General features: G+C 61.2%; 17 protein-coding genes. 8 read left to right on the top strand and 9 right to left on the bottom strand.

Annotated elements, in window-relative coordinates; all coding sequences use genetic code 11:
• Positions 1-7: 7 nt before the first annotated feature.
• Complete coding sequence (locus RHSP_RS18600; protein WP_004120830.1) at positions 8-265, bottom strand: BQ00720 family protein; 258 nt, start codon at positions 263-265, stop codon at positions 8-10.
• A 157-nt stretch (positions 266-422) separates the two neighbouring features.
• Positions 423-854 carry an Hsp20 family protein gene (locus tag RHSP_RS18605; protein WP_004120834.1) on the bottom strand — a complete coding sequence of 144 codons (432 nt, stop codon included), beginning with the start codon at positions 852-854 and terminating at the stop codon, positions 423-425.
• 230 nt (positions 855-1084) lie between these two features.
• Between RHSP_RS18605 and RHSP_RS18610 the strand changes: the two genes are divergently transcribed.
• Positions 1085-2029 (top strand): nucleoside hydrolase, encoded by a 945-nt coding sequence (locus RHSP_RS18610; protein ID WP_037152904.1) that lies wholly within the window; start codon positions 1085-1087, stop codon positions 2027-2029.
• A 70-nt stretch (positions 2030-2099) separates the two neighbouring features.
• Here the strand turns inward: RHSP_RS18610 and RHSP_RS18615 are convergent, their stop codons facing one another.
• The 3 genes from RHSP_RS18615 to RHSP_RS18625 all read right to left on the bottom strand — a co-directional run bounded on the left by RHSP_RS18615 (position 2100) and on the right by RHSP_RS18625 (position 6819).
• The gene (locus RHSP_RS18615) at positions 2100-4445 is read right to left on the bottom strand and encodes a methyl-accepting chemotaxis protein (RefSeq protein WP_037152938.1); all 2346 of its coding nucleotides are present in this window, start codon (positions 4443-4445) and stop codon (positions 2100-2102) included.
• Positions 4446-4638: 193 nt separating this feature from the next.
• Positions 4639-5538: a ribokinase gene (locus tag RHSP_RS18620; RefSeq protein ID WP_004120844.1), complete on the bottom strand. Its 900-nt coding sequence runs from the start codon at positions 5536-5538 to the stop codon at positions 4639-4641.
• Between the two features lie 102 nt (positions 5539-5640).
• The gene (locus RHSP_RS18625; protein ID WP_004120847.1) at positions 5641-6819 is read right to left on the bottom strand and encodes a DNA recombination protein RmuC; all 1179 of its coding nucleotides are present in this window, start codon (positions 6817-6819) and stop codon (positions 5641-5643) included.
• Positions 6820-7005: 186 nt separating this feature from the next.
• Between RHSP_RS18625 and def the strand changes: the two genes are divergently transcribed.
• From def to arsC, 6 genes are all read left to right on the top strand, one after another.
• The gene (gene def, locus RHSP_RS18630) at positions 7006-7521 is read left to right on the top strand and encodes a peptide deformylase (RefSeq protein ID WP_004120850.1); all 516 of its coding nucleotides are present in this window, start codon (positions 7006-7008) and stop codon (positions 7519-7521) included.
• A 67-nt stretch (positions 7522-7588) separates the two neighbouring features.
• Positions 7589-7849, top strand: a complete 261-nt coding sequence (locus tag RHSP_RS18635; protein WP_004120853.1) for a FitA-like ribbon-helix-helix domain-containing protein — start codon at positions 7589-7591, stop codon at positions 7847-7849.
• A 21-nt stretch (positions 7850-7870) separates the two neighbouring features.
• A complete protein-coding gene (locus RHSP_RS18640; protein WP_004120856.1) occupies positions 7871-8290 on the top strand; it encodes a type II toxin-antitoxin system VapC family toxin in 420 nt (139 codons plus the stop codon).
• Between the two features lie 74 nt (positions 8291-8364).
• On the top strand, positions 8365-9312 hold the full coding sequence (gene fmt, locus RHSP_RS18645) for a methionyl-tRNA formyltransferase (RefSeq protein WP_004120860.1): 948 nt from the start codon (positions 8365-8367) through the stop codon (positions 9310-9312).
• Positions 9312-10118 (top strand): tRNA pseudouridine(38-40) synthase TruA, encoded by an 807-nt coding sequence (gene truA, locus RHSP_RS18650; RefSeq protein WP_004120863.1) that lies wholly within the window; start codon positions 9312-9314, stop codon positions 10116-10118. Before fmt ends, truA begins: the two co-directional genes overlap by 1 nt.
• Complete coding sequence (gene arsC, locus RHSP_RS18655) at positions 10096-10497, top strand: arsenate reductase (glutaredoxin) (RefSeq protein ID WP_004120866.1); 402 nt, start codon at positions 10096-10098, stop codon at positions 10495-10497. Before truA ends, arsC begins: the two co-directional genes overlap by 23 nt.
• A 9-nt stretch (positions 10498-10506) precedes the next feature.
• Here the strand turns inward: arsC and RHSP_RS18660 are convergent, their stop codons facing one another.
• The 3 genes from RHSP_RS18660 to dapD form a co-directional block, all read right to left on the bottom strand.
• Positions 10507-11106 (bottom strand): hypothetical protein, encoded by a 600-nt coding sequence (locus RHSP_RS18660; protein ID WP_004120868.1) that lies wholly within the window; start codon positions 11104-11106, stop codon positions 10507-10509.
• Complete coding sequence (gene dapE / locus RHSP_RS18665; protein WP_004120871.1) at positions 11093-12286, bottom strand: succinyl-diaminopimelate desuccinylase; 1194 nt, start codon at positions 12284-12286, stop codon at positions 11093-11095. The genes RHSP_RS18660 and dapE overlap by 14 nt, the downstream gene beginning before the upstream one ends.
• Before the next feature lie 158 nt (positions 12287-12444).
• Positions 12445-13302, bottom strand: a complete 858-nt coding sequence (gene dapD, locus RHSP_RS18670) for a 2,3,4,5-tetrahydropyridine-2,6-dicarboxylate N-succinyltransferase (RefSeq protein WP_004120880.1) — start codon at positions 13300-13302, stop codon at positions 12445-12447.
• 215 nt (positions 13303-13517) lie between these two features.
• Between dapD and RHSP_RS18675 the strand changes: the two genes are divergently transcribed.
• On the top strand, positions 13518-14390 hold the full coding sequence (locus tag RHSP_RS18675) for an LOG family protein (protein ID WP_004120882.1): 873 nt from the start codon (positions 13518-13520) through the stop codon (positions 14388-14390).
• A 116-nt stretch (positions 14391-14506) separates the two neighbouring features.
• Here RHSP_RS18675 and RHSP_RS18680 read toward each other — a convergent pair whose 3' ends face one another.
• Entirely contained in the window at positions 14507-15130 is a 624-nt protein-coding gene (locus RHSP_RS18680) for an EF-hand domain-containing protein (protein WP_004120884.1), read from the bottom strand.
• Between the last annotated feature and the right edge of the window lie 9 nt (positions 15131-15139).

Below are 15139 nucleotides of genomic sequence, written 5' to 3' on the forward strand. Positions count from 1 at the left end.
CGGCGGGTCAGTGCAGGCTAACCGTCTTCAGCTCATCTTCGGCAGCACGATAGAAGGTGCTGGACCGATTGTCTGTCAGCAGAATAGGCGTGCCGTCGGCACCGAAAAGCGCCCAGAGGTCGACGTCGGGATCGATATCGGGTGCCTCGGGGAAACAGCGCGATACCTCGTTCCAGTCCATTTTTCGGATATAGCCGACTTCACCGGTACCAATATTGGCAAGCTCGGATTGGGTCAGGCGGGCGGTGGCTTCTTTCATCAACATGCTCGTACCTCCAGTATGAGGGACCAACGGCCCAGAGCATGATGCCGAAAAGTGTAAGCGGCTTTCGGACGACATCATGCTCTAGTTATTTGATTCTAGAGCGGATTCAGATTTTAGGTCGATTCGACCTCAAATCATCCGGCTCCAGGCCGTTGTCCTACTGTGAGACCGAAATGTTAATTTTCTTTACTATACGATCGGGCTCAGGCCGAATGAGATCGACCGAAAGCAGGCCGTTCTTCAGGACGGCGCCAAGCACCTGCATGCCGTCGGCAAGGACGAAGACGCGCTGAAACTGCCGGGCGGCGATACCCCGATAAAGATAATCGCGCTCGCCTTGTTCGATCTGGCGCCCGCGGATCAGGAGCTGGTTCTCTTCCGTCGTGACATCGAGTTCGTCTTCGGAAAAACCGGCCACAGCCAGCGTAATGCGCAGGCGCTCCGGCTCGCCGGAAAGGCGGTCCGCACGCATCCGCTCGATATTGTAGGGCGGATAACCGTCACTGGCCTTGGAAATACGCTCCAGCGTCTTTTCCATGGTATCGAAGCCCAGAAGCAGCGGGCTGGCAAAGGGAGTCGTCCGGCTCATCGTCTCAAGTCCTTGGGTAACAAGCGACCGTTCCGGACCTGACTTTCAGCACCCGGTTGCTGTTAATATGGGAGTACGCGCCGTTGAGCGCAAGGCATGGCGCCTTCGCATTTGCGAGATCGAATCGCGCGGCGAAGAATCGTTTGGCGGCATTGTGGCCGAGCGCTTGACAAAGCCGGACAGGACTCGCGACAAAGCCTCTCAATCTGCACCGGAGGAAAGTTACAGACATGACCGAACCCAGAAAAATCATCATCGATACGGACCCTGGTCAGGACGATGCCGCCGCAATCTTTCTCGCCTTCGGAAGCCGCGAGGAAATCGACGTGCTCGGTATTACGACCGTCGCAGGTAACGTGCCGTTGCGGCTGACGAGCCGCAATGCCCGTATCGTCTGCGAACTCTGCAATCGCCGCGACGTGAAGGTTTTTGCCGGCGCCGACGCGCCGCTCAAGCGCAAGCTGGTGACCGCCGAGCATGTCCACGGCAAGACCGGCCTCGATGGTCCGCAACTGTCCGAACCGACCATGGAGCTGCAACCCGGTCATGCGGTCGATTTCATCATCGACACGCTGCGCAAGGAGCCGGAAGGCGCCGTCACGCTCTGCACGCTTGGTCCGATGACCAATATCGCAATGGCCTTCCAGAAGGCGCCTGATATCGTCGGGCGCGTGCGCGAACTCGTCATGATGGGCGGCGGCTTCTTCGAGGGCGGCAACATCACGCCGGCCGCGGAATTCAACATCTATGTCGACCCGGAAGCGGCCGATATCGTGTTCCGCTCGGGCGTGCCGATCGTCATGATGCCGCTCGATGTCACCCACAAGCTGCTGACCCGCAAGGATCGCGTCGCCCGCATGGCGGCCGTCGGCACGCCGCCGGCCAAGGCCATGGTCGAAATGCTGGAGTTCTTCGAGCGCTTCGATATCGAGAAGTACGGTTCGGACGGCGGCCCGCTGCACGATCCCACGGTTATCGCCTATCTCCTCAAGCCTGAGCTCTTCAAGGGCCGGGATTGCAATGTCGAGATCGAAGTGACCTCCGAGCTGACAGTCGGCATGACCGTGGTCGACTGGTGGCACGTTACCGACCGCAAGCGCAATGCCAAGGTTATGCGCGATGTCGATGCCGACGGCTTTTTCGCGTTGCTCACGGAACGCTTCGCTCGCATCTGATCGCCGAGGCAAAACAAGAAGAGCCGCCGGATCGCTCCGGCGGCTCTTTCACTGCTTAAATTGGGCCTGCTCAGAATTCTTCCCAGTCGCCCTGGGCCAGAGCGTTGGCGCCCTGCGTCTGCGGCGGAGCCTTGCGCATCGGGGCCGCTGCAGGCGCTGCCGCTCTGCGGGAGGGTACAGGTGCCCGCATTTGCTGGGCAGCGGCTCTGAGGGCGCTGGCATTATCCTGCGCGCTGTGCGAGGTGCGGAAGCGAGCGACCAGGCCTCTCAGGGTCTGCGCTTCTTCGGCAAGGGTCACGCTCGAGGCCGTAGTCTCTTCGACCATCGCGGCGTTCTGCTGCGTCACCTGATCCATCTGGTTCATGGCCGAATTGATTTCCTTCAGCCCGATCGCCTGCTCGCTTGCGGAGGCGGAAATCTGGCGGATTAGGCCGTTGATCTCCATGACCTGCTGGGCGATCTTGTGCAGGGCATTGCCGGTGCGGCCGACCAGATCGACGCCTTCCTTGACTTGACCCGCCGACGTGTTGATCAGCGTCTTGATCTCCTTGGCGGCATTGGCCGAGCGCTGAGCCAGTTCGCGAACTTCCTGGGCGACGACGGCAAAACCCTTGCCCGCTTCGCCTGCACGGGCGGCTTCGACGCCGGCGTTGAGGGCGAGCAGATTGGTCTGGAAGGCGATTTCGTCGATCACGCCGATGATGCGCGAGACTTCCAGAGACGATTGCTCGATGCCGTGCATGGAGGCAATCGCCTTCTGCACGATCTCGCCGGAATGCTCGGCATCCTGGGAGGCGGCATTGACGCTGCTTGCGGCCGTGCGGGCGTTTTCGGCGCTGGAATTGACCTGCGCGGTGAGCTCGTTGAGGGCTGCAGCCGTTTCTTCGAGGCTTGCCGCCTGCTGCTCGGTGCGGCGGGCAAGGTCGGAGGCGCTGTTGCTGATTTCGCCGGTGCCGCTGCCGATGTTGCCGACGCTCACATTGACGGTGTGGACGGTCTCTTCGATGCTGGCAAGAGCGGCGTTGAAATCCTGCTTCAGCTGGGCATATTCGCCGGGGAAGTCGTCGGTGATGCGCTGGCTGAGATTGCCCTTCGACAGCTCCGCCAGATTATGGCCGAGAATGCTAACGATGTGGCGCTGCAGAGCGACGCTCTCATTACGCTCCGTTTCCGAGCGGCGACGCTCGCCTTCGGCCGCCTGACGCTGATCGTTGGCCTCACCTTCCAGGCGCTTGGTATCGGCAAGCGCAAAGCGGAAACCTTCCAGTGCCTTGGCGACGGAGCCCACTTCATCGGCCCGTGCCTGCCCGTCGATCGGCTTGGCGTAGTTACCGGCGCCGAGACCATTGACGCTGGCAACGAGGCCGGCCAGCGGCTTCTGCACGAAGCCGCGCACGGCCGCGTAGAGGGCGAGCATGACGGCGGCAAGAACGAGGATGCCGGAGACGATCATCGTATAGGTCTGGTCACGCACTGGTGCTACGATCGCGCTGTGGGGCACGTCGATGAGAACGACCCAGGTGGCGTTCAGGCCGGGAACCGCGAATGGATAGACGACGCGATCGAAATCTTCGCCGCCGTTTTCGGAAAGGTTCTTGAGGATGCTTGCGGAAGGCGAGGTCAGTGCAGCCTTGACGACGTCGGCGCCCGAACCATTATAGTCTTTCATCATCAGCTCGGCGGTCGGTGCGACCAGCCACTTGTTGTCCTGGGAAACCAGCATGACGCGGCCGGACCCGAACGGATGGAGCTTCTGCAGCTTCGTGGAGAGCGAGGAAAGCGAGATATCGACGCCTGCGACACCGATCATCTTGCCGCCGGACATGACCGGATAGGCGATGGAGCTCATGGTCGTCGGAACGTCGGTGCCCTGGGCGAGATAGGGCGGGGTGATCGCGCCCTTGCCGCTCTCGGCCGCAAACTTCCACCAGGCGGCCGTATAATCGTTGTCGAAAGTGGAGAACTGGATGCCGCCATCCTTGGTCTTCGACCAGTAAGGCGCAAAGGCGCCTTTCTCGTTGACGCCCTGATCCTTGTTGTTGGCGAGTTCGGTCGTCTTGCCGTCGATGGCGCCGAGCTGCTCGCAGAACCAGCTGCCGAAAGCGAAGGCGTTCTGCTCGACATTGGCCTTGAGGATGTTGATGATACCCTTGCGGTCGAAGGTGTGACCCTCGTGGCCGCGGCCGATGACGGCGGCCATGGAGCGGGCGGCGCTGGCCATTTCGCCGATATTGGCTGCGATTTCGTTGGAAATGGATTTGGCCTCGGTATTGGCCTGATCCATCGTCAGTGTCTCGACGCGGTCGCGCGTCTGCGAAATCAGCAAAAAGTTGGAGACCAGCAGGACGAGCGCAATCGCCAGCCCGGTGACCAAGATCAGCTTGGCCGCAAGCGACTTCATACGAAAGATGAACATCATTTCCTCAAAAAAGCGATGCATCGGATACACATTATCCGGATGCAAAGTCGGCGCAGGATGGCCCTGTCATGGAGCCGCCATGAGAATTGCCGCCGCGGCCGGAAAGGTATACGCGCCAGGCCAGAGGAGAATGATATGGAAGCGCAAAAATTTAATTAATTGCGCTTCGCCGTGTTCTTGAATTTTATACTTAAAGGTTCGCGGCGACTTCGCTTGCAACCGGAATGGATGGCTGAGCGCCAGGCCTGAGGCAGGCGAGCGAGCCGGCGACAGCAGCGCGACGCAAGCTGGCCTCAAAATCCAGGCCCTGGTCGAGGCTGGCTGCGAAATAGCCGCAGAAGGTATCGCCGGCGCCCACCGTATCGACCGGCTCAATGACGAGGCCCTTTGCGCGCGAAACCTCGCTGTCGCGGATCGCGATCACGCCATCGCCGCCAAGCGTGACGATCAGCGTCTGGCCGGTTTCGCCATGAAGGCGCACGAGAGCCGCTTCACGTTCGGATGCCGACATGTTGTCCTGGCCGGCCAACCTTTCGAACTCCGTCTCGTTGGCGATGACGATATCGGCGAGCCTCCCAAGGCGCGCAGCGTCCGGGATCAGAGGCGCGAGATTGAGCACGGTCCGCACGCCCTTGGCCTTGGCGGCACTCAAAGCCGCCTCGACGGCGGCAACCGGAATTTCGAGCTGAAGCATCAGCGTATCGCCGGGGTTCAGCGCGGCGACGGCCGCCGCTGCGTGCTCGGCGGTATTCGTGCCGTTGGCACCCGGAACGACGGCGATCATGTTTTCTCCGTCGCCGCCGACCAGGATCAGGGCCGTGCCGGTCGGTTCGGAGACATGCTTGACGGTGGAAAGGTCGGTGCCGGCAGCGCCAAGCAGCGCGAGTGCAGGTTCGGCAAAGCCGTCATTGCCGACGGCACCATTCATGCGCACGATTGCGCCGGCACGGCGTGCGGCGAGCGCCTGATTGGCGCCCTTGCCGCCGGCGGCGGTGGCAAAGCCGTTGCCGGCGACGGTTTCGCCCGGCTTCGGCAAACGGTCCGTGGTGGCGATGAGGTCCATGTTGATGGAGCCGAAAATAGTGATCATGCGATATCCTGCCCTGGGTGTTGCTCTTGCATGATCCTGCCCGAAGGCCTGTTATGTCTTTTGGGACCACACATCGATTGAGCGCGACACTGCCCGAAGCGGTCAGTCTTCGTCAACTACCCTGAGCTTGAGTTGGCTCGTGCGGTTGTCGGCCGGCTTGGGCCTTTCTTCCGGCCGCGTCTTTGCCGGTTCTTTCGCGGCCTCGAATTCCAGCGCCTCTATCCGCTCGCCGCGCCTTGCCAGCTTGTCAGCCGAGGTGACGATCATGTCGACATCCTTCTGCGCCATGGCGAAATGACCCTGCAGCTTGCGCACCCGCTCGTCCAGGCGCGAGAGATCGTCCATCAGATGCGCCACCTCGCTCTGGATGACATGGGCCTGCTCGCGCATGCGCTGATCCTTCAGGACAGCCTGAATGACCTGGATCGACAGCATCAGCAGCGACGGCGAGACGATGACGATGCGGGCGCGCTGGGCCTTCTGCACGATCGCCTCGAAATTCTCGTGGATCTCCGCGAAGATCGATTCGGAGGGCACGAAGAGAAAGGCCGTGTCCTGCGTCTCGCTCGGAATGAGATATTTCTCTGAGATGTCGCGGATATGCAGCTCCAGATCCCGGCGGAACTGCTGCGCGGCGATCTTGCCATGTTCGGGGCTGGCGGCGCTGCGGATGGCGTTCCAGGCTTCCAGCGGAAACTTGGCGTCGATCACCAGCGGCGGCGAGCCGTTCGGCATGCGAACGGTGCAGTCCGGCCGGGAGCCGTTCGATAGCGTCGGTTGGAACGCATAGGCGCCCATCGGCAGCCCATCGGCGATGATGGTCTCCATGCGCGCCTGACCGAACGCGCCGCGCGTCTGCTTGTTGGAAAGGATAGCCTGCAGGCCGACCACATCCTTCGCCAGCGTCTGGATATTGGTCTGCGCTGCATCGATGACCGCGAGCCTCTCCTGCAGGCGGCGCAGGTTCTCGTGCGTCGAGCGCGTCTGCTCGCCGATCGTCGCCGTCACGCGTTGCGACATGCCGTCCAGACGCTGGCCGATGGCCTGGTTGAGTTCGGCCTGTCTGGAACCGAAGACTTCGGCCATGGTGGCAAGCCGGCCCTGCATCTCCGCCTGCGACCGCAGCAGCGCCGCCATCGTATGCTCTGCATCGAGTTCATCGTCTTCCGCGCGTGCCCTGCTGCGGACGAAAAGGACGATCACTGCAATCGCAAGCACGACGACAAGACCGGTCAGAACCTGGACCGTGGAAATGGCTTGGCCGAAGATGATGAAGGACATGAAACCTGGCGCGCTTATGAAGTTTTCATTGGCACCATAGCAAAATTGTTGCAAATATCCAGATCAAACCGTGAACAAAATTTCGCGTCCATTTGCCTGGATGCAGATTGAAGTCGTGGAAAAAACACGTTCTCATCGCCATCTTGGCGATTCCATAGCACAACAAGATGCGTTATGGGAAACATCATGACGATCAAGCCACTCATCATTTTACCCGATCCGCTGCTCCGCCAGGCCTCCAAGCCCATCGAGCGCATCGATGCCGAAATTCAGCGTCTCGCCGACGACATGCTGGAAACCATGTACGACGCGCCAGGCATTGGCCTTGCGGCGATCCAGGTCGGTGTCGCCCGCCGTTTGCTGGTCATCGATGTCGCGCGGGAAGGCGAAGAGAAGAAGCCGCTGGTCTTCATCAACCCGGAGATCGTCGCCTCGTCCGACGAACGTTCGGTCTACGAGGAAGGCTGCCTTTCCATTCCGGATTACTATGCCGAAGTCGAACGCCCGGCACGCGTCACCGTCAAGCATCTCGACCGCGACGGCAAGGAGCAGATCATCGAGGCCGACGGTCTGCTGGCGACCTGTGTGCAGCATGAGATCGACCACCTGAACGGCGTACTGTTCATCGACTATATCTCCCGCCTGAAGCGCGAGATGGTGATCAAGAAGTTCACCAAGGCCGCCAGGGCCAAGGCTCTCTAATCCCTCGTCATTGAAAGTTCGGCTTGAAACGCCTATGATATCATTGATATCAAAATAGGAGGCGCGGATGGGTGATCTTTTGCTGCGCGGTATTGACGACAGCTTGAAGAAGCAGTTGCAGGCAAATGCCAATATGCATGGCCGCAGCCTCTCGGATGAGGCGATCGCTCTGCTGCGTCAATCGCTCGGACGCCAGCAGGATGGAAGCAAGTCGGCGGGTCAGCGATTGAGAGCCGTTCTCGGCGCGGAGAAGCTCAGCGAAGAGGAAATCGAGGCAATCAACGCTTTTCGAAATGCGCCGGATCGCGATCCGCCCCATTTCGAATAGTTCTGTGGCGAGCGGTGCCGCATGATCGTTCTCGACACCAATGTTGTATCGGAGCTGCAAGGGCGATCGTATAGCGAACGCATACTGTCCTGGCTTGATGGCTTCGCCGCCGAGGCTGTCTTCTTGACCGCTATCACTGTCGGTGAGGTCCGTTTCGGGCTGGAACTCCTCGCCGATGGCAAGCGTAAGACGGCGTTGCTTATGGAGCTTGAGGCGATAGAGGCGGAATTTTCCGGCCGCGTTCTGGGGTTTTCGAACAACGCAGCCCATCAATATGGAATAATCTCCGCTCATCGTCACAAGGTCGGGCGAAGGATGGAAACGAAAGACGCCATGATCGCCGCCATCTGCCTTGCGAACGGTGCGACACTGGCGACGCGCAACACAAAAGACTTCGAGGGGCTTGATCTCAAGCTCATAAACCCGTTTGAAGGCGGCTAGCGTTTGACCCGGACTGCGCGAATGCCGTCGGGACGAGATCGCTCGAAACTTGATACCTTAGCCGGATGGATCGCATGTCGCTCAACATCATCTTTATGGGAACGCCCGAATTCTCCGTACCGACGTTGCGGTCCCTGATCGATGCCGGGCATAAGGTCCGCGCCGTTTACACGCAGCCGCCGCGGCCGGGCGGCCGGCGCGGGCTCGACCTGCAGAAGTCGCCGGTGCATCAGGCGGCCGAATTGCTGGGCCTGCCGGTTTTTACGCCCGTCAATTTCAAGGACCCCGACGAGCGCCAGCGCTTTCGCGATCTGGAGGCCGACGTCGCCGTTGTTGTGGCATACGGCCTGCTGCTGCCGGAAGCCATCCTCACCGGCACGCGTCTTGGCTGCTACAATGGTCACGCCTCGCTGCTGCCACGCTGGCGCGGCGCAGCTCCCATCCAGCGGGCGATCATGGCGGGCGACGCCAAGACCGGCATGATGGTGATGAAGATGGACAAGGGGCTCGATACAGGCCCGGTCGCTCTGACGCGCGAGGTCGAGATCGGCGACACCATGACATCAGGCGAGCTGCATGACAGGCTGATGCTCGTGGGTGCGAAGGCCATGGCCGAGGCGATGAACAAGCTGGAGCTTGACGAACTGCCGCTGACTGCTCAGCCATCCGAAGGCGTTCTCTACGCTGCGAAGATCGACAAGGCGGAAACGCGCGTCAATTTCGGCGAGCCGGCGGCCGATGTCCATAATCACATTCGCGGCTTGTCGCCTTTTCCCGGCGCATGGTTCGAGGCTGAGATCGCAGGTCGGCCGGAGCGTATCAAGGTGCTCGGCTCGGAGTTGGCCGAGGGCAACGGAGCGCCGGGCAAGGTCCTGACGGACGATCTCGTCATCGCCTGCGCTTCCGGCGCCATCCGGCCGACGAAGTTGCAGAAAGCCGGCGGCAAGCCGCTGGCGGCGGCCGACTTTCTGCGAGGCACGCCGATCGCGCCGGGCATCCTGCTTGCCTCGGAGCAAGCCTGATGCCGCGCTACAAAATGACCGTCGAATATGACGGCATTCCCTATGTCGGCTGGCAGCGCCAGGAGAACGGCCCTTCGGTACAGGGGGCGATCGAGGGCGCCATCCTGTCGTTGACGGGCGAGGCGGTTTCGATCCGTGGCGCGGGACGCACCGATTCCGGCGTGCATGCCATGGGTCAGGTGATGCATGCCGATCTTTCCAAGGAATGGAAGACCTACACGCTGCGCAATGCGCTCAACGCCCATCTGAGGATGGCCGGAGACCGGGTTGCCATTCTCGATATCGAGGAGGTCGATGCAAGCTTCGACGCGCGCTTTTCGGCCATTCGCCGCCACTATCTCTATCGCATCATCGCCCGCCGTGCGCCGCTCGCGCTCGAAGCCGGACGCGCATGGTGGGTGCCGAAGGACATGGATCACGAGGTCATGCATGCCGCAGCGCAGACCCTTGTCGGCCTGCATGATTTCACCACCTTCCGCTCGGCGCATTGCCAGGCAAACAGCCCGGTGCGCACGCTTGATCGGCTGGATGTGACCCGCAGCGGCGAGTTGATCGAGATTCGTGCGACGGCGCAAAGCTTCCTGCACAATCAGATCCGTTCCTTCGCCGGTACGCTGAAGCTTGCGGGCGAGGGCAAATGGACGCCCGACGATGTGCGGGCGGCGCTCGATGCTCGGGACCGCAAGGCCTGTGGCCCCGTCGCCCCGCCGGACGGGCTCTATTTCATGCAGGTGGATTATCGCGATAACGCCGGCTTGCTTGTCGGCGAAGGGGAGAGTGCTGATGACGGTGACGATCTATCATAATCCTGCCTGCGGCACGTCGCGCAACACGCTGGCGATGATCCGGCAGTCAGGGGAAGAGCCCGTCGTCATCGAATATCTGAAGACGCCGCCCGGCCGGGAAGAGCTGGTGAAACTCATCGCCGCCATGGGCCTTCCGGTTCGCGATCTGCTTCGGCAAAAGGGAACGCCCTATGACGAACTCGGCCTCTGCAATCCTGATCTCATCGACGATCAGTTGCTCGACCGGATGATCGCACACCCGATCCTGATCAATCGTCCGATCGTGGTGACCGAGAAAGGCGTGCGCCTCTGCCGTCCGTCTGAGCTCGTACTCGATATCTTGCCGAATCCGGATATCGGTCCGTTCACAAAAGAAGACGGCGAGGTGGTGGTGCGATAGGCGCCGGCCTCAACCCGGCGGATAGACGCCGAGGAAGCGCTGCAGGAAGTCCGTCAGCAGCATGCTGGGAATCATCAGCACCAGCGTCAGCGCACCGATGAAGAGCGGGTGGGCACCGCAGATCATCCTGAGGATGCGCGCCAGCGAGAAGATGACCGCCATCATCAATACCAGCCATAGTAGCGCCACTAGCCCACTGGAGCCGGGGACGAAGGCGATCAGCGCAATGAGCAGTGCGTTCAGATAGGACGTCGGCACCCAGAGCCAGTTCACCGTGACGACGATTGGCGCGAACTTGTCGCCGAACCGGAAGATGAGCAGCAGCAGGCCTGCGAGAACGAGCGGGATCACCCAATTCGCAACCTCGACCAGCGCCAGTCGCAGGAAGAAGGCAAGGCCTGTCGCCGTTTCGGGCGGCATCGCGATCAGATAGGCCTGCCGCCACCAGAGCCAGGAAATGCCGATTGGCGGCAGGCTCCAGAGGATGGCCCAGAAGGAGCGCAGCATGCCGCGGTCCGATATGTCCAGATACTGAAAGCCGCGCGCATCCATGCGGATCAGCAGCCAGAGGCCGGACAGATAATATTGGACTTCCCTAAAGGTCGGCATTCTCGAACCAGCGCTGGATGAAGGTCCGGTAGATCTCGGTCAGCGTTTCGAGATCCGAGACTGCGACACGTTCATCGACCATATGCATGGTCTGGCCGACGAGCCCGAATTCGACGACCGGGCAATAGTCCTTGATGTAGCGGGCGTCGGAGGTGCCGCCTGTCGTCGAAAGCGCCGGCCTTTGACCGGTAACGTTCTCGACGGCGGAAGAGAGCGAGGCGATCAGCGCATTGTTGCGCGTCAGGAAGACATGGCTTGGTCGCTCCGACCAGGTGATGTCGTATTTGGTCGGCTCCCGGCCCGGACGCAGCGTCTGGTCGGCTGCGGCCGCATCCAGCCGGGCGAGGATTTCGGCCTTTAGCGCGTCGACCGTCCAGGTGTCGTTGAAACGGATGTTGAAGGCGGCGGTCGCTTTGGCGGCGATGACGTTGGTGGCGGCATTGCCGACGTCGATGCTCGTCACTTCGAGGTTCGACGGCTGGAAATTGTCGGTGCCGACGTCGAAGGGCGGATCGAGCAACGCCTCCGTCAGCTTGATGATGCTGCGCACCGGGTTGTCGGCGAGATGCGGATAGGCGGCGTGACCCTGAACGCCGTGGACGGTGATGAAACCGGAGATCGAGCCACGGCGGCCGATCTTGATCATGTCGCCCAGGCGATCGGGATTGGTCGGTTCGCCGACCAGCGATGCATCCCATGTCTCGCCGCGCTCGGCTGCCCATTGCAGCAGCTTGACGGTGCCGTTGATCGCCGGGCCTTCTTCGTCGCCGGTGATCAGGAAGGAGATCGAGCCGGCGGGCTTTCCGTGCTTTTCGATATGACGGGCTATGGCGGCCACGAAGCAGGCGATACCGCCCTTCATATCGACAGCGCCTCGGCCGAAAAGCTCGCCGCCTGCGATGTCGGCGGCAAAGGGCGGATGGCTCCAGGAGGCGGCGTCGCCGACCGGCACGACATCCGTATGCCCGGCAAACATCAGATGCGGCCCATCCGTGCCGAGCCGCGCATAGAGGTTTTCAATATCGGGTGTTCCGGGCTCGGTCGCCGTCATGCGCTCGACCTTGAAGCCGAGCGGCGCCAGCATGTCGGCAAGCGCGGTCAGCGCACCGCCTTCGGCAGGCGTGACGGAAGCACAGCGAATGAGGGTCTGCAGATTAGTGACGGGATCGGTAACGGTCATCGGAGGCAACTTATCCGGCGGGAAATGGCAAAGCGATGGCAAAGGATCGGCGCTGAGTCGAAATTCTTTGCTGCGATTCCAGCAATCGCACAGGCATGCTCACCCGGCAAGCATAAGGGAAGCGCGATATGGCAACCGCGCTTCCAAAAAAATCAAGATCAGTCGCGCAGCAGTTCGTTGATGCCGGTCTTCGAGCGGGTCTTCTCATCGACGCGCTTGACGATGACGGCGCAATAGAGGCTTGGAGCCGGCTGGCCGTTCGCCATCGTATTGCTGCTCGGCAGCGCGCCGGCGACGACGACGGAATAAGGCGGAACTTCGCCATAGGTGATCTCGCCGGTGGCGCGATCGACGATCTTGGTGGACTTGCCGATGAAGACGCCCATGCCGAGCACCGAGCCCTCGCGGACGATGCAGCCTTCGACCACTTCCGAGCGGGCGCCGATGAAGCAATTGTCCTCGATGATCGTCGGACCAGCCTGCATCGGCTCCAGAACGCCGCCAATGCCGACGCCGCCCGAAAGATGCACATGCTTGCCGATCTGGGCGCAGGAGCCGACGGTCGCCCAGGTGTCGACCATGGTGCCTTCGCCGACATAGGCGCCGAGATTGACGAAGGACGGCATCAGGATGGCGTTGGGGGCGATATAGGCGGAATGACGTACGACGGCGTTGGGCACGGCGCGGAAGCCGGCTTCACGGAAGCGGTTCTCACCCCAGCCTTCGAACTTCGAGGGAACCTTGTCCCACCAGGTGGCACCGCCGGAGCCGCCCTCGACGATCTTCATGTCGTTGAGGCGGAAGGAGAGCAGAACCGCTTTCTTGAGCCACTGATTGACGGTCCAGTTGCCGTCCGCACCGCGCTCTGCGACGCGAACCCTGCCGCTGTCGAGGAGGTTGAGCGCCGTCTCCACGGCATCGCGGATTTCGCCGCGCGTCGACGTGTTCACATTGTCGCGATTGTCGAAAGCAGCCTCGATGGACTTTTCGAGGGAGGCGAGATCGTTAGCGCTCATGGGAATTCCTTAAAACGTCGGTGCCTATCGTGATTTCCGGCAGGGGCTCCGGATATGGTCGATTGGTCCTATAGCATGGAGCCTGAAAATGGAATGTCTTTTCCGCGCCGATTGAGCTTGGATTCAAGGCGTTGTAGGGGCATATGCAAGAGCTTGGCTATTCCTGCCTGCGGGCGGGAATGGCGCGTCATGATCGATTCGAAAGGCATGAGTAGATGAGCAAGTCGAAGAATGGCAGGCTGAGGCGCAAGGATGGGGTATGGGATCCCCTGAAGACGAGCTCGGCGGACAAGAAGCGGGCCGAATCCGTGCCGCGCACGCCGCAATCGATGTCGCCTTCCTACCGGCTTGCCTATGCAGACGAGGATTTCTTGTGCCGTGAGGAACTACGGCCGATCCGCCTGCAGCTCGAGCTTCTGAAGACCGAGATGTCTCTGACCGAGAAGGGCATCAACTCGACTGTCGTCATGTTCGGCGGTGCGCGCATTCCCGCACCGGGCGCCAATGCCTGGGCTGCGCGCAACGACGTGCAGCGCGCCAATCTCGAAGCCGCATCGGTCTACTATGAAGAAGCGCGCAAGTTTGCCCGGCTTTGCTCCCGCTATTCCGCCGGCTTCGATTTCCATGAATATGTCGTGGTGACCGGCGGCGGTCCGGGTGTGATGGAAGCCGGCAATCGCGGTGCAGCCGAAGAAGGTGCGCCCTCGATCGGCCTCAACATCGTCCTGCCGCATGAGCAGGCGCCGAACGTCTACGTCACGCCGGAGCTTAGCTTCAATTTCCACTATTTCGCGATCCGCAAGATGCATTTCATGGTGCGCGCCAAGGCAATCGCCGTGTTTCCGGGCGGTTTCGGCACCATGGATGAGCTGTTTGAATGCCTGACGCTTATCCAGACCGGCCGTATGGAACGCCTGCCGCTCATTCTCTTCGGCGAGAAGTTCTGGCGCAGCATCATCAATTTCGATGCGCTCGCCGAATTCGGCACCATCGCGCCCGACGACGTCAATCTGATCAGCTTCGTCGACACGGCGGATGAGGCTTGGAAGATCGTCGCCGATTTCTACGAGCACGATAACGGTCACTGAACGGCAAAAGGCTCGCCGTCGTATCGCGAAGGCGGGCCTTTCGGTCCTGGGATATTTTCTGAAGCGCGATCTATGCAGCGGCGATACCTTTTTCGGATCGCGCCGGATCGACTGGCTTAGAGCAACGGCCGATTCGGCATGTCGTCCAGCGAGATCACGCCGTCATGGTTGCGATCCATGCGGTCGAAGAGCTTGTTGGCGGCGTCTTCGGCTTCCTGCTTGCTGATCTGGCCGTTCTCATCCTTGTCGATGCGATGGAACAGCATCATGCCGCGCATGAAGCCTGCCTCATGCATGAAGCGTCCATGCGGCCTGTGGTGGCGCGGACCGTTGTCGCCGTTATCGTCGGCCTGAGCCTGATCGCCCTTGGTCTGGTCGTTCTGAGCCTGATCGCCATCTGCCTTGGCGCGCTCGGCCTTCCATTCCTTGATGCGTTCCTGACGATAAGCGCGCAGCTCGCCGGGCGTGATTTCGCCGTCGTGGTTGGTGTCGATCTGGTCGAAGACCTTGTCGACGCCGGCCTTCACCTCGTCCCGGGTGACCTTCGTGTCGCCCGGCTGGCCGAATTGTTTCAGCATGCGCACATAGACGACTTCCGGTGAAAAGCGCGGTCCGTGCCAACGTCCGCCGTGCTGACCGTCCCTTGCCTCATCGCCTTGGGCGGCAAAACTGACCTGGGCGGCAGCGCCCACCAGAAGGGCTGCGGAAAGTCCTGCAAGAAGAAGTTTTTTCCCGTTCATCGTTTTTCC

It is taken from the genome of Rhizobium freirei PRF 81 (genome assembly GCF_000359745.1).
GTDB lineage: Bacteria > Pseudomonadota > Alphaproteobacteria > Rhizobiales > Rhizobiaceae > Rhizobium > Rhizobium freirei.